15 protein-coding genes and 3 tRNA genes are annotated in these 17,202 nt (G+C 61.6%); all 18 read left to right on the top strand.

Annotation, left to right across the window (positions count from 1 at the left end):
* Positions 1-41 precede the first annotated feature (41 nt).
* The 18 genes from ACWKV4_RS11310 to ACWKV4_RS11225 all read left to right on the top strand — a co-directional run bounded on the left by ACWKV4_RS11310 (position 42) and on the right by ACWKV4_RS11225 (position 17,200).
* Positions 42-731 carry an ABC transporter permease gene (locus tag ACWKV4_RS11310; RefSeq protein WP_483832172.1) on the top strand — a complete coding sequence of 230 codons (690 nt, stop codon included), beginning with the start codon at positions 42-44 and terminating at the stop codon, positions 729-731.
* On the top strand, positions 728-1,426 hold the full coding sequence (locus ACWKV4_RS11305) for an ABC transporter permease (RefSeq protein ID WP_483832171.1): 699 nt from the start codon (positions 728-730) through the stop codon (positions 1,424-1,426). Before ACWKV4_RS11310 ends, ACWKV4_RS11305 begins: the two co-directional genes overlap by 4 nt.
* A gap of 54 nt (positions 1,427-1,480) precedes the next feature.
* Positions 1,481-2,245 (top strand): ABC transporter ATP-binding protein, encoded by a 765-nt coding sequence (locus ACWKV4_RS11300; protein ID WP_483832170.1) that lies wholly within the window; start codon positions 1,481-1,483, stop codon positions 2,243-2,245.
* 72 nt (positions 2,246-2,317) lie between these two features.
* Entirely contained in the window at positions 2,318-3,298 is a 981-nt protein-coding gene (argR, locus tag ACWKV4_RS11295; protein WP_483832169.1) for a transcriptional regulator ArgR, read from the top strand.
* A gap of 261 nt (positions 3,299-3,559) precedes the next feature.
* Positions 3,560-4,780 (top strand): aspartate aminotransferase family protein, encoded by a 1,221-nt coding sequence (locus ACWKV4_RS11290; protein WP_483832168.1) that lies wholly within the window; start codon positions 3,560-3,562, stop codon positions 4,778-4,780.
* Between the two features lie 68 nt (positions 4,781-4,848).
* Positions 4,849-5,865 (top strand): arginine/ornithine succinyltransferase subunit alpha, encoded by a 1,017-nt coding sequence (gene aruF / locus ACWKV4_RS11285; RefSeq protein WP_483832167.1) that lies wholly within the window; start codon positions 4,849-4,851, stop codon positions 5,863-5,865.
* A 56-nt stretch (positions 5,866-5,921) separates the two neighbouring features.
* On the top strand, positions 5,922-6,956 hold the full coding sequence (gene astA, locus ACWKV4_RS11280; RefSeq protein ID WP_483832166.1) for an arginine N-succinyltransferase: 1,035 nt from the start codon (positions 5,922-5,924) through the stop codon (positions 6,954-6,956).
* Positions 6,953-8,413: a succinylglutamate-semialdehyde dehydrogenase gene (gene astD, locus ACWKV4_RS11275; RefSeq protein ID WP_483832165.1), complete on the top strand. Its 1,461-nt coding sequence runs from the start codon at positions 6,953-6,955 to the stop codon at positions 8,411-8,413. Before astA ends, astD begins: the two co-directional genes overlap by 4 nt.
* Before the next feature lie 50 nt (positions 8,414-8,463).
* Positions 8,464-9,810, top strand: a complete 1,347-nt coding sequence (astB, locus tag ACWKV4_RS11270; RefSeq protein WP_483832164.1) for an N-succinylarginine dihydrolase — start codon at positions 8,464-8,466, stop codon at positions 9,808-9,810.
* 14 nt (positions 9,811-9,824) lie between these two features.
* Positions 9,825-10,124 carry a topoisomerase II gene (locus ACWKV4_RS11265; RefSeq protein WP_483832163.1) on the top strand — a complete coding sequence of 100 codons (300 nt, stop codon included), beginning with the start codon at positions 9,825-9,827 and terminating at the stop codon, positions 10,122-10,124.
* Positions 10,125-10,144: 20 nt separating this feature from the next.
* The gene (astE, locus tag ACWKV4_RS11260) at positions 10,145-11,140 is read left to right on the top strand and encodes a succinylglutamate desuccinylase (protein ID WP_483832162.1); all 996 of its coding nucleotides are present in this window, start codon (positions 10,145-10,147) and stop codon (positions 11,138-11,140) included.
* Between the two features lie 191 nt (positions 11,141-11,331).
* Positions 11,332-12,357 carry a low-specificity L-threonine aldolase gene (gene ltaE, locus ACWKV4_RS11255; RefSeq protein WP_483832161.1) on the top strand — a complete coding sequence of 342 codons (1,026 nt, stop codon included), beginning with the start codon at positions 11,332-11,334 and terminating at the stop codon, positions 12,355-12,357.
* 118 nt (positions 12,358-12,475) lie between these two features.
* On the top strand, positions 12,476-15,100 hold the full coding sequence (gene alaS / locus ACWKV4_RS11250) for an alanine--tRNA ligase (protein ID WP_483832160.1): 2,625 nt from the start codon (positions 12,476-12,478) through the stop codon (positions 15,098-15,100).
* A gap of 86 nt (positions 15,101-15,186) precedes the next feature.
* A complete protein-coding gene (locus ACWKV4_RS11245) occupies positions 15,187-16,422 on the top strand; it encodes an aspartate kinase (protein ID WP_483832159.1) in 1,236 nt (411 codons plus the stop codon).
* A 155-nt stretch (positions 16,423-16,577) separates the two neighbouring features.
* The gene (gene csrA, locus ACWKV4_RS11240; protein ID WP_483832158.1) at positions 16,578-16,766 is read left to right on the top strand and encodes a carbon storage regulator CsrA; all 189 of its coding nucleotides are present in this window, start codon (positions 16,578-16,580) and stop codon (positions 16,764-16,766) included.
* Between the two features lie 62 nt (positions 16,767-16,828).
* A tRNA-Ser gene (locus ACWKV4_RS11235) sits at positions 16,829-16,919 on the top strand.
* 60 nt (positions 16,920-16,979) lie between these two features.
* Positions 16,980-17,056 (top strand) — tRNA-Arg (locus ACWKV4_RS11230).
* Between the two features lie 70 nt (positions 17,057-17,126).
* Positions 17,127-17,200, top strand: a tRNA-Arg gene (locus ACWKV4_RS11225).
* The last annotated feature ends 2 nt before the right edge of the window (positions 17,201-17,202 follow it).

The following is a 17,202-nucleotide window of genomic DNA, read 5'->3' as shown; positions in this document are numbered from 1 at the left end:
AACGGAGGCGCTGCGCACGTTCACTCTGAAGGCTTGCGAGCATGTTGAAAGGCTACGGCGAGGTCATCCTCGAGGGGGTCGGCCTGACCCTGCAATTGGCGCTCTCGTCCATGGCACTGGCAATCATTCTGGGGCTGCTGGGCGCGGCATTGCGCTTGTCACCGATCCGGGCGCTGGCCTGGCTGGGCGAGCTGTATTCCACGGTGATTCGCGGCATTCCTGACCTGGTGTTGATTCTGCTGATTTTCTATGGGGGCCAAGACCTGCTCAATCGGGTAGCGCCGCTGTTGGGCCATGACGACTATATCGACCTCAACCCCCTGATGACCGGGATCTTTACCCTGGGCTTTATCTTTGGCGCCTACCTGTCGGAAACCTTCCGTGGTGCCTTTATGGGTATTCCCCAGGGCCAGGCCGAGGCGGGCATGGCCTATGGCATGAGCAGCCTGCAGATTTTCTTTCGGGTGCTGGTGCCGCAGATGATCCGCCTGGCGATCCCCGGCTTTACCAACAACTGGCTGGTACTGACCAAGGCTACCGCCCTGATCTCGGTGGTGGGCCTGCAAGACATGATGTTCAAGGCCAAACAGGCCGCGGACGCCACCCGTGAGCCCTTTACCTTTTACCTGGCGGTAGCGGGCCTCTACCTGCTGGTCACCACGGTGTCGCTGCTGTTGCTCAAGTGGCTGGAACGGCGTTACTCGGTCGGGGTAAGGACGGCAGAACTATGATGTTCGACTACACGGTGATCCAGTCGAGCTGGCCGCTGTATTGGGCCGGGTTGCTGGAAACCCTCAAGCTGCTGGCCATCTCGTTGCTGTTCGGCCTGCTGGCGGCCGTACCCTTGGCGTTGATGCGGGTATCGCGCAACCGTGCGGTCAACGCCCTGGCCTGGACCTACACCTACGTGATTCGCGGCACGCCCATGCTGGTGCAACTGTTCCTGATCTACTACGGCCTGGCGCAGTTCGCCGTGGTCCGCGAGAGCGTGCTGTGGCCCTGGCTGTCCAGCGCCACCTTCTGCGCGTGCCTGGCTTTTGCTATCAATACCAGCGCCTATACCGCCGAAATCATTGCTGGCAGCCTGCGCGCCACGCCCCATGGGGAGATCGAAGCGGCCCGCGCCATGGGCATGTCCCAGGCCTTGATGTACCGCCGCATACTCTTCCCCTCGGCGATGCGCCGGGCGCTGCCGCAATACAGCAACGAAGTGATCATGATGCTGCAAACCACCAGCCTGGCGTCCATCGTGACCCTGATGGACATCACTGGCGCGGCGCGTGCGGTCAATGCCCAGTACTACCTGCCCTTCGAGGCCTATATCACCGCCGGGGTGATCTACCTGTGCCTGACCTTCCTTTTGGTTCAGCTGTTCAAGCGCGCTGAGCGTCGCTGGCTGGGCTACCTGGCGCCACGCAAGGGTTGACCGTATTCGCGGGCGGCCCCAGTGGCCGCCTGGCCTTATTTCAGAGAACCGACCATGAACAAACTGGAAGTACAGGACCTGCACAAGCGCTACGGCAGCCATGAAGTGCTCAAGGGGGTGAACCTTGCCGCCAAGGCTGGCGATGTGATCAGCATCATCGGCTCCAGTGGCTCGGGCAAAAGCACTTTCCTGCGTTGTATCAATTTGCTGGAGCAGCCGTGGTCTGGGCGTATCTCGCTCAACAACGAGGCCCTGACACTGGTGCCCAACAAGGGTGGCGGGCTTAAGGCGGGCGATCCCAAACAACTGCAGCGCATGCGCTCGCGCCTGGCCATGGTGTTCCAGCACTTTAATTTGTGGTCCCACATGACCGCGTTGCAGAACGTGATGGAAGCGCCGGTGCATGTGCTGGGCATGAGCAAAAAAGACGCCCAGGCAAAAGCCGAGCATTATTTGGCCAAGGTTGGCGTAACCCATCGCAAGGATGCTTACCCCGGGCATATGTCCGGTGGCGAGCAGCAGCGGGTGGCCATTGCCCGCGCATTGGCGATGGAGCCGGAGGTCATGTTGTTCGATGAGCCCACCTCGGCGCTGGACCCTGAATTGGTAGGCGATGTACTCAAGGTGATGCAGGCCCTGGCCCAGGAAGGCCGTACCATGGTGGTGGTTACCCACGAAATGGGCTTTGCCCGTGAAGTGTCCAACCAGGTGGTGTTCCTGCATAAGGGCTTGGTGGAAGAATGCGGTAACCCCCGTGACGTGTTGGCCAATCCCAGCTCGGACAGGTTGCGCCAGTTCCTCTCGGGTAGTCTTAAATAAGCGGGCCCAGGCGCTATAGCCTGGGGTGTCGCGATCGCCGCATTTTCGTTTGCAAAGGTATCAATACCCAACATGACCGCCCAGCGTATCGGCTTTCTTATTTGGCCCGGCACCAAGGCGCTGACCCTGGCCTTGGCCGAGGAAGCCTTGAGCGTCGCACGAAAGGTGCACCCCGACGCTATTTACGAGCCGCTGTTTTTGCACGCCGAAGCGCCCCAGGGCGGTGCCTGGCAGCTGCCGGGCGAACTTTGGACGGGGCGCCTGGAAGGGTGTCAAAAGCTGTTTCTGGTGGCCGATGAGCCGCCCACGGCGCTATCTCCAGCCCTGACCAGCGCCCTCAAGCAGCTGGTGCGCGCCGGCGGTGTGATTGGCGGGCTGTCGGCGGGCATTTACCCCTTGGCCCAATTGGGTTTGCTCGATGGCTATCGCGCCTCGGTACACTGGCGTTGGCAGGATGATTTCAGTGAGCGCTACCCCAAGGTGATCGCCACCAGCCACCTGTTCGACTGCGACCGTGATCGGCTCACCGCCTGTGGCGGCCTGGCCGTGCTGGACCTGATGCTGGCGCTGCTGGCTCGGGACCACGGCGCGGAACTGGCCGGGGCGGTGTCTGAAGAGTTGGTGGTGGAACGTATTCGTGAAGGCGGCGAGCGCCAGCGCATTCCGTTGCAGAACCGCTTGGGCTCCAGTCACCCCAAGCTCACCCAGGCGGTGCTGCTGATGGAAGCCAATATCGAAGAGCCGCTGACCACGGACGAGATCGCCCAGCATGTGTGCGTATCCCGGCGCCAGTTGGAGCGGATTTTCAAGCAGTACCTGAACCGGGTGCCGAGCCAGTATTACCTGGAGCTGCGCCTGAACAAGGCTCGGCAAATGCTGATGCAAACCAGCAAATCCATTATCCAGATCGGGCTTTCCTGCGGTTTTTCGTCAGGGCCGCACTTTTCCAGTGCCTACCGTAACTTCTTCGGCGCCACCCCGAGGGAAGACCGCAATCAGCGCCGCACCGGCAGCCCCTTTGAACTGGCGCCTGTGTCGGCGGAGCGCGGGTAGGCTGTTACGGTGGTATCTATCCGTTATGCAGGGTTCGCCAGCTTTGCTGGCTCCTACAACACGCGCTTGCTCTCTACGAAAGCCTGCCGGCACCTTACACTGCTTTAAATTGACGCTATATGTCGCATTGCTGAAAACCCCGGTTTTGCGGGGGTTGTCGCTGTAATAAGTTGTCGCTTGGGGGCAAGGCCAAGGGCACACCCCTCTTTACAATCCATGACGCCAGCCATGTCGCGCTGGCGCCCGCTTCAGGAGACGCTGATGTCCGCTGATCACGCCCAGGTGCAACGCGCCGATTTCGACCAGGTAATGGTCCCCAACTATGCCCCAGCGGGTTTCATTCCCGTGCGCGGGGCAGGCTCCCGTGTCTGGGACCAGGCGGGGCGCGAGCTGATCGACTTCTCCGGCGGCATCGCCGTCAATGTGCTGGGCCACGCGCACCCGGCGCTGGTGGGGGCGCTCACCGAACAGGCCAACAAGCTATGGCATGTGTCCAACGTGTTCACCAATGAGCCGGCCTTGCGCCTGGCCAAGAAGCTGGTAGCGGCTACCTTTGCCGACCGGGCGTTTTTCTGTAACTCCGGCGCCGAGGCCAACGAGGCCTGCTTTAAGCTGGCCCGGCGCGTTGCCCACGATAACTTCGGCCCAGAAAAGCACGAGATCATCGCCGCGGTTAACAGCTTCCATGGGCGCACCCTGTTCACGGTGAGCGTGGGCGGGCAGCCTAAGTACTCCGACGGCTTCGGTCCCAAGATCGAAGGCATCACCCATGTGCCGTATAACGACTTGCAAGCCCTCAAAGCCGCCATCTCAGATAAAACCTGCGCGGTGGTGCTGGAGCCGATTCAGGGCGAAGGCGGGGTATTGCCGGCCGATCGTGCCTACCTTGAAGGCGCCCGTGCCCTGTGCGACCAGCACAACGCCCTGTTGGTATTCGACGAGGTGCAAAGCGGCATGGGCCGCAGTGGCAAGTTGTTCGCCTATATGCAATACGGCGTGACCCCAGACATCCTGTCCAGTGCCAAGAGCCTGGGCGGTGGGTTCCCCATCGGCGCCATGCTAACGACCGAAACGCTCGCCAAGCACTTGAGCGTGGGCGTGCACGGCACGACCTATGGCGGTAACCCCCTGGCCTGCGCCGTGGCCGAAGCGGTGGTGGACGTGATCAATACCCCGGAAGTACTCCAAGGCGTAGACGCCCGCCACCAGCGCTTTGCCGAGCGCCTGCGCGCCATCGGCGAGCGCTACCAGGTCTTTACCGAAGTGCGCGGCATGGGCCTGCTGATTGGTTGCGTGCTGAGCGACGCCTGGAAGGGCAAGGCCAAGGACTTTTTCAACGCCGCCGAGCGTCATGACCTGATGATTCTTCAGGCCGGGCCAGACGTGGTGCGCTTCGCGCCGAGCCTGGTGATCGACCTGGTAGACATCGACGAAGGCCTGGACCGCTTCGAGCGCGCCGTGGCGCAGCTGACCCAGGCCTAACTGCTCAACCCGGGGCCTGCCGTTGGGTTGGCCCTCAGGTTTAATTTCTTATTCGAAGGAGTGGCACCATGCTGGTGATGCGCCCTGCGCAAATGGCTGACTTGGACGAGGTGCAACGGCTCGCCGCGGACAGCCCGATCGGTGTCACTTCGCTGCCCGACGACCTGGAGCGCCTGCGCGACAAGATCGTTGCCTCTGAGGCGTCCTTCGCCGCCGAGGTCAGTTTCAACGGCGAGGAGAGTTATTTCTTCGTCCTGGAAGACACCGCACAGGGCACCCTGGTGGGGTGTTCGGCCATCGTTGCCTCGGCAGGGTATTCAGAGCCCTTTTACAGCTTTCGCAACGAGACCTTCGTGCATGCGTCCCGTGAGCTGAAGATCCATAACAAGATTCACGTCCTTTCCCAGTGCCATGACCTAACTGGCAATAGCCTGCTCACCAGTTTCTATGTGCGCCCAGAATGGGTAGCCACGCCGTGGGCAGAGCTCAATTCCCGCGCCCGCTTGCTGTTCATGGCCAATCACCCAGGGCGGTTCGCCGACTCTGTGGTGACCGAGATCGTGGGCTATAGCGACGAACAGGGCGATTCACCGTTCTGGGATGCCATTGGGCGCAACTTCTTCGACATCAACTACGCCGCCGCCGAGCGCCTGTGTGGGCTTAAAAGCCGCACGTTCCTGGCTGAGCTGATGCCCCATTACCCGATCTACGTACCCCTGTTGCCAGACGCCGCCCAGGAAGCCATGGGTCAGGTTCACCCCAGGGCGCAGATCACTTTCGACATTCTGATGCGCGAAGGCTTCGAGACCGAGCACTACATCGACATTTTCGATGGCGGCCCCACGCTGCATGCGCGGGTGTCCAACATCCGCTCCATCGCCAACAGCCGCGTGGTGCCGGTGCGCATCGATGACACCTGCAAGGGCGGGCGCCCCTACCTGATAGCCAATGGTCATTTGCAGGACTACCGCGCGGCATTGCTGGAACTGGACTGGGCCCCTGGCAAGCCAGTCAGCTTGCCCGCCGCGGTGGCCGAGCGCCTGGGCGTGGCCGAAGGCGCCAGCGTGCGCCTGGTAGCCGTGTAACAGGTGCTTCGCCCGGTGAAGATTGTGGCGCCTGAAGGCGCCCTCGAGGAGTTAGCATGATTGTTCGTCCCGTACGCAGCAGCGACCTGAGCGCGCTGATCGACCTGGCCCGAGGCACCGGCCCCGGCCTTACCACGCTGCCCGCCAATGAAGAGCGTTTGAGCCACCGCGTGGAGTGGGCCGAGAAAACCTTCCGGGGCCAGGCCGAGCGGGGCGATACCGACTACCTGTTCGTACTGGAAAACGACGACGGCACCGTAGTGGGTACGTCCGCTATCGCAGGCGCCGTGGGCCAACGCGAGCCCTGGTACAACTACCGGGTAGGGTTGACCGTCAGTGCCTCCAAAGAGCTGAACATCTACCGTGAAGTGCCCACGCTGTTCTTGGCCAATGACCTGACCGGTAATTCCGAACTCTGCTCGCTGTTCCTGCGCGACGACATGCGCAACGGCCTTAACGGTCGCCTGCTGGCCAAGGCGCGCTTGTTGTTTATGGCCGAGTTCACCGGCCTGTTCGGCGCCAAAGTGATCGCCGAGTTACGCGGCATTTCCGACGCCAACGGCCGCTCGCCGTTCTGGGAAAGCCTGGGCCGCTACTTCTTCAAGATGGAATTCAGCCAGGCCGATTACCTGACCGGGGTGGGCAACCGCGCCTTTATCGCCGAGTTGATGCCTAAGTTTCCGCTGTATACGTGCTTTCTTACCGAAGCGGCGCGCGAAGTGATCGGCAAGGTTCACCCTGATACCGAGCCGGCCTTGGCAATGCTGCGCGCCGAGGGCTTTGATTACCGGGGTTATGTGGACATTTTCGACGCAGGCCCGGCAGTGGAATGCGAAGTGGCGAAAATCCGCGCCGTGCAGGAGAGCAAACCCCTGGTGCTGGCCGTCGGCACCCCGGGGGACGATGCGCCTGTGTACCTGATCCACAATCGCCAGCTGGAGAACTGCCGCATCACCGCCGCGCCCGCGCGCCTGGCGGCCGGCACCCTGGTGGTCGACCCGCTGACCGCGCGGCGTCTGCGTTTGCACGCTGGCGACCCGGTGCGCGCCGTTACCCTATCTCCCACTACGGCTTTGGAGGGCCAGCCATGAAGTCTTTGTTCATCGGCGGGCAATGGCTCGCGGGGGAAGGCGAGGCCTTTCAATCCTTGGCGCCGGTTGGCCAAAAGGTACTGTGGAGCGGGCAGGGTGCTTCCGCGGCCCAGGTCAGTAACGCCGTAGCGGCCGCTCGGGCCGCCTTTCCAGGCTGGGTCAGCCTCGGGCTGGAGGCACGCATTGGTTACTTGCAGGCCTTCGCCGAGCGGCTTAAGGCCAGCGCCGACGAACTGGCCCGCTGCATTGGCGAAGAAACCGGCAAACCCCTATGGGAAGCCACTACCGAAGTGACCAGCATGGTCAACAAGGTGGCGATTTCGGTTCAGGCCTACCATGAGCGCACCGGTGAGAAAAGCAGCGTATTGGGCGATGCCAACGCAGTGCTCAGGCACAAGCCCCACGGGGTGGTGGCGGTGTTCGGGCCCTATAACTTCCCGGGTCACCTGCCCAACGGGCATATCGTGCCGGCGTTGCTGGCAGGCAACACAGTGGTATTCAAGCCCAGCGAGCTCACGCCCGCCGTGGCTGCCCTGACCTTGCGTTGTTGGGCGCAGGCCGGTCTGCCAGCAGGGGTGCTTAACCTGGTGCAAGGCGCCCGCGATACCGGTATCGCCTTGGCGGCGGCGGATATCGACGGGGTATTCTTCACCGGCTCTAGCCGCACCGGTAACCACTTGCATCAGCAGTTTGCCGGGCGGCCGGATAAAATCCTGGCGTTGGAAATGGGCGGCAATAACGCCCTGGTGGTCGATCAGGTGCAAGATATGGATGCCGCGGTCTACACCATCGTGCAGTCGGCGTTTATTTCCGCCGGCCAACGCTGTACGTGCGCCCGGCGCTTGCTGGTGCCCGAAGGGCAGTGGGGCGATGCCTTGCTGGCGCGTTTGGTGGAGGTTGCCCGTAACATTCGCGTGGGCGCCTTTGACGAGCAACCTGCGCCCTTTATGGGGGCGGTAGTGTCCCTGGGCGCGGCGCAGGCGCTGCTACACGCCCAAACTGACTTGCTCGCCGCTGGCGCCACGGCCCTGTTGGCCATGACCCAGCCCACCCCAGACGCCGCCTTGCTGACCCCGGGCCTGCTAGACGTAACCGAGGTCGTCAATCGCCCCGATGAAGAGCTGTTCGGGCCCTTGCTACAAGTGGTGCGCTATAGCGGCTTTAACCAGGCTATCGCTGAAACCAATAACACCCGTTACGGGTTGGCTGCCGGGCTGTTGTCCGATTCCGCCGAACGCTACCAGCAGTTCTGGCTACATACCCGGGCTGGCATCGTGAACTGGAACAAACAGCTAACGGGCGCCGCGAGCAGCGCGCCTTTTGGTGGAGTGGGGGCCTCCGGCAACCACCGGGCCAGCGCCTACTATGCGGCGGATTACTGCGCCTTCCCGGTGGCGTCCCTTGAAACCGAGCGAGTGAGCTTGCCGGCCGCCCTCACGCCGGGCATTACCCTGTAGCCGCGTGAGTGGTCAGCGGGACGTATAAGCATTTTGCTGGAGCCAAGCCAATGAAAGCGTTTGAAGTCAACTTTGACGGGCTGGTGGGGCCTACCCACAACTATGGCGGGCTGTCGTATGGCAACGTCGCCTCCCAGAGCAACAGCCAAGTGCGGTCCAGCCCACGGGAAGCCGCGTTGCAAGGGTTGGCGAAGATGAAAGCCCTGAGCGACATGGGCTTCGTGCAAGGTGTGTTGGCGCCCCAAGAACGCCCTGACGTCGCCGGGCTGCGCCGCCTGGGTTTCGCCGGCTCCGACGCCGAGGTCATCGCCCAGGCCGCTCGTGAAGCCAAGCCTTTGCTGGCTGCCAGTTGCTCGGCTTCAAGCATGTGGGTAGCCAATGCCGCCACGGTCAGCCCAGGGGCCGATACCGCCGATGGCCGTGTGCATTTCACCGCAGCCAACCTCAACTGCAAGTACCATCGCAGCATCGAACACCCCACCACCAGCCGCGTGCTGGGGGCCATGTTCGCCGATCAAGCGCATTTTGCCCATCATCCGGCACTGCCGGCGGTAGCCCAGTTCGGTGACGAAGGCGCCGCCAACCATACCCGCTTCTGCCGGGATTACGCTGAGCCTGGCGTTGAATTCTTCGTGTATGGCCGCGCCGCCTTCGATAGTCGCCGGCCGGCACCGCAACGCTACCCGGCGCGGCAAACCCTGGAAGCGTCCCAGGCAGTCGCGCGGCTGCATGGGTTGAGTGAAGCGGGCACGGTCTATGCTCAGCAAAACCCAGCGGTGATCGACCTGGGCGTGTTCCATAACGACGTGATTGCCGTGGGCAATGGCGAAGTGTTGTTTCACCACGAAGACGCCTTTTTGCACACCGAGCAGGTACTGGGTGAACTGGCCACCAAGCTCGCTCAACGGGGTGGCAACCTCCAGGCAATCACCGTGCCTCGGGCTCAGGTGAGCGTCGACGACGCCGTGCGCTCTTACCTGTTTAATAGCCAGTTGCTCACGCGCGCCGACGGCCGCATGTTGCTGATCGTGCCAGAAGAGTGCCGCGCCAACCCACGGGTGTGGGCATACCTGGAGGGGCTGACCGCCGCCGACGGGCCCATTGCCCAGGTTCAGGTGTTCGACCTCAAGCAGAGTATGCAGAATGGCGGGGGGCCTGCCTGCCTGCGCCTGCGGGTCGCACTCAATGAGCGCGAACTGGCAGCGGTCAACCCAGGGGTTATCATGACCCCCAGCCTGTACGAACAACTGACCCAGTGGGTAGGCCGCCACTACCGGGACCACATCAGCGAAGCGGACTTGGCCGACCCGCAATTGCTGATAGAGTGCCGTACCGCGCTGGACGAGCTGACCCAACTGCTCACACTGGGCTCGGTCTATCCATTCCAACTCAATTGAACGGGAACCTCACCATGTCCGATGCCCTGCAACTTATCCTCGAAGACACTGACGGCACTCAACTGGAAACCTCCTGCACCCGCTTTGCCGTGGTCTGGCAAGGCAAGGAAGTGTGGATTCAACAAGCCGGCAATGGCCAGCTGTTGATTGGCGTGGACGTGGACGAAGGCGACACCGAGTACGCCAACCTGCTGCTGCGCCCCATGGCCACCAACCTGGTCAGCCTGCAGTTGGAAATGGAACCGGCGGAGCAGGGCGACGATGAAGACGACGAGGGCCATGTGCACGGCCCCGACTGTGCTCATCACCACTGATCAGGGTAAGGAACCGGCCCATGCTGTCGCTTGGCAAATTGCTAGAACTCACCCTTGCCGACCGTGAGCCGGCACAAAAAACCCAGATGACGTTTGGCGGCACTTGCCTGCGCTGGCTGGCACCTGGGGCCTTGGAAGTTCGCCCACGCCCGGAACGCGACAACGGCCTGGACCTGCTGCTGTCAGCAGGCATACATGGCAATGAAACCGCCCCGATCGAGCTACTCGACGCGCTTATTCATGCCATTGCCCGTAACGAGTTACAGCCCCAGGCGCGGGTGCTATTTCTCTTTGGTAACCCTGAAGCGATCCGCCGAGGCGAGCGTTATCTGGAGCAGGACATCAACCGTTTGTTCAACGGCCGTCATGAGTTGTCCAGCGGCTTCGAGGCCATGCGTGCCTGTGAGCTGGAGCGGTTGGCAGCCAGCTTCTTCAAGCCGCAGGGCCGTACACGGCTGCATTACGACCTGCATACGGCCATTCGCGGCTCGAAGATCGAGCAGTTTGCCCTCTACCCCTGGAAAGAGGGCCGCGACCACTCGCGCCTAGAGTTGGCCCGCCTGCAAGTGGCCGGCATGCAAGCAGTGCTGCTGCAGAACAAACCGGCCATTACCTTCAGCGCCTACACCTACCAACAGTTGGACGCCGAGGCCTTTACCCTGGAGCTGGGCAAGGCCCGCCCCTTCGGGCAGAACGATCAAGTCGACCTCTCCCGTTTGGACGACTGTCTGCGGTCGTTGATCGAAGGCAGGCAAGCAGTGGTGGACGCCGAACGCCTGGATGGTTTGGCGCTGTTCAATGTCTCCAGGGAAGTGATCAAGGCCAGTGACGACTTTCGCCTGCATTTACCTGGTGACGTGGAGAATTTCTCCGAACTGCCCCAGGGTTACCTGCTGGCCGAAGACGGCCCCACACGCTGGACCGTGGACGAACCCGATGCGCGTATCATTTTCCCTAACCCCAAGGTAAAGAACGGGCTACGCGCCGGGATCTTGATAGTGCCCTGTACGCTGTGATGGGCCTGCCGGCTGGGCAAGGGGCTTGTAGCAGCCGGCCTTGGCCGACCGGGTTCAATACGGTTGTAAGGCCGGTCGCGAGCAAGCGCTGCTGCTACGGGAACGCATAGGCCGCACCGCTGCTACGCACCGTGCTAGATTTTCATCCATGGCATACCCCGTCCTGCCTTCTTTACCTCAGCGAGAGCCCCATGACCTCGATCGACCTGCGCAGCGATACCGTCACCCGTCCCACGCCTGGCATGCTCCGGGCCATGAATGCCGCCGAAACCGGTGACGATGTCTATGGTGAAGACCCTACCGTGGCGCGCCTGGAGGGGCGGCTGGCCGAGCAACTGGGGTTCGAGGCGGCGGTGTTCGTGCCCAGCGGCACCATGAGCAACCTCATTGGCCTTATGGCCCATTGCGAGCGGGGCGAGGAATACATCGTCGGCCAGCAAGCCCATACCTATAAATATGAAGCGGGCGGGGCGGCGGTACTGGGTTCGATCCAGCCGCAGCCGTTGGACAACCAGGCCGATGGTTCGCTGGACTTAAGCCAAGTGATAGCGGCGATCAAGCCTGACGACTTCCACTTCGCTCGCACACGCTTGCTGGCCCTGGAAAACACCATGCAGGGCAAGGTGCTGCCACTGGAGTACCTGGCGGCTGCCCAGCGCCTGTGCCAAGAGCGTGGCCTGGGTCTTCATCTGGATGGGGCGCGCATGTTCAATGCCGCAGTGGCGCAAGGCGTTGAGCCAGGTGTCATCAGCGGCTACTTTGATTCGGTCTCTATCTGCCTATCCAAAGGCCTAGGCGCACCTGTGGGCTCGGTACTCTGCGGCACCTCCGGGCTCATTGGTCGGGCCCGGCGGTTGCGCAAGATGGTTGGCGGTGGCATGCGCCAAGCCGGCCTATTGGCAGCGGCGGGGCTCTATGCCCTGGACCATCAGGTTGCCCGCCTGGCCGAAGACCACGCCAACGCTCGGCACTTGGCCAAAGGGCTCACAGCGCTAGGCTATGCCGTGGAACCTGTGCAAACCAACATGGTGTATGTGCAACTGGACGAAGCCGCAGGGGCCCTGCGTGATTATGCCGCAGCCCAAGGCATCAGCCTGACCGCCAACCCCCGCATGCGCCTGGTCACCCACCTGGATGTCAACCAGGCCCAGATAGATCAGGTGCTTGCGGTGTTCGAACGCTTCAAGGGTGAAGGGCTTTACGAATCGTCCAATTGATGGGCCCAATCGTACAAACAGACTGTACCCTGGCGGCTGGGCCGATATAATGCGGCCCTTTGCCGTCGTTTCGACGCCCAAGCCTACGCCTCAGGCCGCTGTCTCCGTGGAAGAACCTATGAAAAGCGCAGAAATCCGTGAAGCCTTCCTCCGCTTCTTCGAAGAGCGAGGCCACACCCGTGTGGCGTCGAGCTCTCTGATCCCCGCTAACGATCCTACTTTGCTGTTCACCAACGCCGGGATGAACCAATTCAAGGATTGCTTCCTGGGCCAGGAAAAACGCGGCTATACCCGCGCCGTGAGCAGCCAGAAGTGCGTGCGCGCCGGTGGCAAGCACAACGACCTGGAAAACGTGGGTTACACTGCTCGCCACCATACCTTCTTTGAAATGCTAGGCAACTTCAGCTTCGGCGACTACTTCAAGCGCGACGCCATCACCTTCGCCTGGACCTTCCTCACCTCGGAGCAATGGCTCAACCTGCCCAAGGAAAAACTTTGGGTGACGGTGTACGCCACCGACGACGAAGCCTACGACATCTGGACCCAGGAAGTCGGCGTGCCAGCCGAGCGCATGGTACGTATTGGCGACAACAAAGGCGCCCCCTATGCGTCGGACAACTTCTGGACCATGGGCGATACCGGCCCGTGCGGCCCGTGCACCGAGATCTTCTACGACCACGGCGCTGACATCTGGGGTGGCCCGCCCGGTTCACCGGAAGAAGACGGCGACCGTTACATCGAAATCTGGAACAACGTCTTCATGCAGTTCAACCGCACCGCCGATGGCGTGCTGCACCCATTGCCAGCGCCGTCGGTGGATACCGGCATGGGCCTGGAGCGGATCAGCGCGGTACTGCAACACGTCCATTCCAACTACGAGATCGACCTGTTCCAGCACCTGCTGCAGGCGTCGGCCGATGCCATTGGCTGCGCCAACGAAGGTCAGGCGTCGCTCAAAGTGGTGGCTGACCATATTCGTTCGTGCGGCTTCCTGATCGCCGATGGTGTGTCGCCTTCCAACGAAGGTCGTGGCTATGTGCTGCGCCGTATCGTTCGCCGCGCCTGCCGCCACGGCAATAAGCTCGGCGCTCAGGGTGCGTTCTTCCATAAGATTGTTGCCGCGCTGGTCACTGAAATGGGCGCAGCCTTCCCTGAACTCAAAAGCCAGCAGGCGCACATCGAGCGCGTGCTCAAGGGCGAGGAAGAGCAGTTCGCCAAAACCCTGGAGCAGGGCCTGAAGATTCTCGAGCAGGACCTGGCCGACCTTAGTGGCAACGTGGTGCCCGGTGCTGTGATTTTCAAGCTGTACGACACCTATGGCTTCCCCATGGACCTCACCGGTGACATCGCCCGTGAGCGCAACCTGACGTTGGACGAAGCCGGGTTCGAGCGCGAAATGAACGCCCAGCGCGAACGTGCGCGTTCAGCCAGCGCCTTTGGCCTGGACTACAACAGCCTGGTGAAGGTTGAGCAGGATACGCAATTTCTGGGCTATACCAGCCACGGCGGCGAGGGCAAGGTAATCGCCCTGTATAAAGAGGGCCAAGCGGTACAGGTACTGGACGAAGGCGACGAGGGCGTGGTGATTCTTGACCAGACGCCTTTCTATGCCGAGTCCGGCGGCCAGATCGGCGACCGTGGCTACCTGCAAACCAGCAATGGCCGGTTCCAGGTCAGTGACACCACCAAATCCGGTGGGGCCTTCCTGCACCATGGGTTGGTAGCGCTGGGTGGCTTAAAGGTGGGCGAAACCGTCCAGGCCCAGGTAGAAGGCGACCTGCAACAGGCCACCTCGCTCAACCACTCCGCGACCCACCTGCTGCATGCGGCGCTGCGTGAAATCCTTGGCGAGCATGTGCAGCAGAAAGGCTCCCTGGTGGACAGCCACCGCCTGCGCTTTGACTTCAGCCATTTCGAGCCCATCAAGCCCGAGCAGCTCAAGGCCTTGGAAGACATCGTCAACCGGGAAATCCGCCGCAATACCCCGGTGCTGATCGAAGAGATGGATATCGAAAGCGCCAAGCAAAGGGGCGCCATGGCCCTGTTCGGTGAGAAGTATGGGGACCGCGTGCGCGTACTGACCATGGGCGGGGATTTTTCCGTTGAGCTGTGCGGTGGCATTCATGCCAAGCGCACCGGTGACATCGCATTGTTCAAGATCACCAGCGAAAGCGGCGTGGCTTCGGGCATCCGGCGGATCGAAGCGGTGACCGGAGCAACCGCCTTGAGCCTGCTCAATGCCGCTGAAGACCAGGTCAAGGAAGCCGCCAACCTGCTCAAGGGCAGCCGCGATAACCTGCTGGACAAGCTGCAGGCCGTGCTCGAACGTAACCGCCAGTTGGAAAAACAGCTGGAGCAGTTGCAAGCCAAGGCTGCCAGCGCGGCGGGTGACGACCTGCTGGCACAGGCCGTAGACGTCAATGGCGTGAAGGTACTGGCCGCTCGCCTCGATGGCGCGGATGGCAAGGCCCTGCTGGCGCTGGTGGACCACCTCAAAAATAAGCTGGGCGAGGGCGTAATACTGCTCGGTGGCGTGCAGGACGACAAAGTCGTGTTGGTAGCGGGTGTGACCAAAGCCTTGTCGGCCAAGCTGAAAGCCGGCGACCTGATGAAACAGGCCGCCGCGGCAGTAGGTGGCAAGGGCGGTGGCCGACCAGACATGGCTCAGGGCGGCGGCGTGGATGCCAGCGCGCTGGGCCAGGCCTTGGCGTTGGCCGTGCCTTTCGCGCAAGCGGGTCTGTAACACCCGGTAGTGCCCCGGCCCGGCCGGGGCGCAAGGGTATCGGGACGTTTAATGGGAGCCCTGGCAGGGCGTGAGGCGGCATTGAAATGGCTTTGATCGTACAAAAGTTTGGTGGCACCTCCGTGGGCTCGATCGAGCGCATTGAACAGGTGGCCGAGAAGGTCAAGAAATTCCGTGAGCAGGGCCACGACCTGGTGGTGGTGCTGTCGGCCATGAGTGGCGAAACCAATCGCTTGATCGACCTGGCCAAGCAGATTAGCGAGCAGCCAGAACCTCGTGAACTGGACGTGGTGATTTCCACCGGTGAGCAGGTCACCATTGGCCTGTTGGCCATGGCGCTGATCAAGCGAGGCGTGCCAGCGGTGTCCTACACCGGCAGCCAGGTGCGCATCCTCACCGATAACGCTTACAACAAGGCGCGCATTCTTGAAATCGACGACCAGCGTTTGCGGCAGGATCTGAAAGCCGGGCGGGTGGTCGTGGTCGCGGGCTTCCAGGGCATGGATGAGCAGGGCAATATCACCACCCTGGGGCGGGGTGGCTCGGACACCACCGGCGTAGCCTTGGCGGCGGCGCTTAAAGCGGACGAATGCCAGATCTACACCGACGTGGATGGGGTGTACACCACTGATCCACGGGTGGTGGCCCAGGCCCAGCGGCTGAGCAAGATTACCTTCGAAGAAATGCTAGAAATGGCCAGCCTGGGCTCGAAGGTGCTGCAAATCCGCGCCGTGGAATTCGCGGGCAAGTACAACGTTCCGCTGCGCGTGCTGCACAGCTTCCAAGAGGGTCCAGGGACCCTGATCACCATTGACGAAGAGGAAACCATGGAACAGCCGATTATCTCCGGCATCGCTTTCAACCGCGACGAAGCCAAGCTGACCATCCGTGGTGTGCCGGACACCCCTGGCGTGGCGTTCAAGATCCTAGGGCCGATCAGTGGCGCCAATATCGAAGTGGACATGATCGTGCAGAATGTTTCGCACGATAACACCACGGATTTTACCTTCACCGTACACCGCAACGATTACCAGAAGGCCTTGGGCGTACTTCAGGCGACCGCGGCTGAAATTGGCGCGCGGGAAGTGGTGGGCGACACCAAGATCGCCAAGGTATCGATCGTGGGTGTTGGTATGCGCTCCCATGCCGGTGTTGCCAGCCGCATGTTCGAGGCGCTGGCCAAGGAGAGCATCAATATTCAGATGATTTCCACTTCGGAAATCAAAGTGTCCGTGGTCATCGAAGAAAAGTACCTTGAATTGGCCGTGCGTGCGCTGCATACCGCCTTTGATCTGGACGCCGCTGCCCGCCAAGGCGAGTAACTCGCGTTAAGAGGGGCGCGGCCAGGCCGCGCCTTTTTCTTTTACGGCACGAAAGCCTTCAGGTTTTACGGCCGTTTTGGCAAGCACCTGGCCCAGGCCGGTGTGACGCCCCTTTTTTTGCAGACCATTCCCGGATAGACCTTTAGGAGAATTTCATGCTGATTCTGACCCGCCGCTGCGCGGAAAGCCTGATCATTGGCGATGGGGAAATCACCGTGACGGTGCTCGGCGTAAAGGGCAACCAAGTACGCCTAGGGGTGAATGCACCCAAGGAAGTCGCGGTTCACCGTGAAGAAATTTACCAGCGAATTCGCAAGGAGAAGGACGAAGAACCAAGCCATTAATTTTCTTCGTTTTTTTTGTTTGCAAACGGGGAAGAACGTAGTTAATATACGCCCCGTGTTGCGGAGAGGTGGCCGAGTGGCCGAAGGCGCTCCCCTGCTAAGGGAGTACACCTCACAAGGGTGTCGGGGGTTCGAATCCCCCCTTCTCCGCCATTATTCAAGGCAGTTTGCCACGGGCAATCCGCCTGAGGCGGATTGCAGTAAAGGTTGCATGCACTCATAGCTCAGCTGGATAGAGTACTCGGCTACGAACCGAGCGGTCGGAGGTTCGAATCCTCCTGAGTGCACCATATCAGAGGCACTGATGTGTATACGTCAGTGGCACTGGCACCAGCGGTGACTGGTTAACAACACCAACTTGCACTCATAGCTCAGCTGGATAGAGTACTCGGCTACGAACCGAGCGGTCGGAGGTTCGAATCCTCCTGAGTGCACC

This window comes from Pseudomonas artemisiae, from assembly GCF_057128685.1.
This window is presented reverse-complemented; position numbering and strand designations above follow the sequence as displayed.

What these genes read in the sequence shown, in the direction of transcription:
- argR (WP_483832169.1), top strand. Translation starts at nt 2,318, where the DNA reads ATGACCGCCCAGCGTATCGGCTTTCTTATTTGGCCCGGCACCAAGGCG.
- astA (WP_483832166.1), top strand. Translation starts at nt 5,922, where the DNA reads ATGATTGTTCGTCCCGTACGCAGCAGCGACCTGAGCGCGCTGATCGAC.
- aruF (WP_483832167.1), top strand. Translation starts at nt 4,849, where the DNA reads ATGCTGGTGATGCGCCCTGCGCAAATGGCTGACTTGGACGAGGTGCAA.
- ltaE (WP_483832161.1), top strand. Translation starts at nt 11,332, where the DNA reads ATGACCTCGATCGACCTGCGCAGCGATACCGTCACCCGTCCCACGCCT.
- ACWKV4_RS11300 (WP_483832170.1), top strand. Translation starts at nt 1,481, where the DNA reads ATGAACAAACTGGAAGTACAGGACCTGCACAAGCGCTACGGCAGCCAT.
- astE (WP_483832162.1), top strand. Translation starts at nt 10,145, where the DNA reads ATGCTGTCGCTTGGCAAATTGCTAGAACTCACCCTTGCCGACCGTGAG.
- alaS (WP_483832160.1), top strand. Translation starts at nt 12,476, where the DNA reads ATGAAAAGCGCAGAAATCCGTGAAGCCTTCCTCCGCTTCTTCGAAGAG.
- ACWKV4_RS11310 (WP_483832172.1), top strand. Translation starts at nt 42, where the DNA reads ATGTTGAAAGGCTACGGCGAGGTCATCCTCGAGGGGGTCGGCCTGACC.
- astD (WP_483832165.1), top strand. Translation starts at nt 6,953, where the DNA reads ATGAAGTCTTTGTTCATCGGCGGGCAATGGCTCGCGGGGGAAGGCGAG.
- csrA (WP_483832158.1), top strand. Translation starts at nt 16,578, where the DNA reads ATGCTGATTCTGACCCGCCGCTGCGCGGAAAGCCTGATCATTGGCGAT.
- ACWKV4_RS11290 (WP_483832168.1), top strand. Translation starts at nt 3,560, where the DNA reads ATGTCCGCTGATCACGCCCAGGTGCAACGCGCCGATTTCGACCAGGTA.
- astB (WP_483832164.1), top strand. Translation starts at nt 8,464, where the DNA reads ATGAAAGCGTTTGAAGTCAACTTTGACGGGCTGGTGGGGCCTACCCAC.
- ACWKV4_RS11265 (WP_483832163.1), top strand. Translation starts at nt 9,825, where the DNA reads ATGTCCGATGCCCTGCAACTTATCCTCGAAGACACTGACGGCACTCAA.
- ACWKV4_RS11305 (WP_483832171.1), top strand. Translation starts at nt 728, where the DNA reads ATGATGTTCGACTACACGGTGATCCAGTCGAGCTGGCCGCTGTATTGG.
- ACWKV4_RS11245 (WP_483832159.1), top strand. Translation starts at nt 15,187, where the DNA reads ATGGCTTTGATCGTACAAAAGTTTGGTGGCACCTCCGTGGGCTCGATC.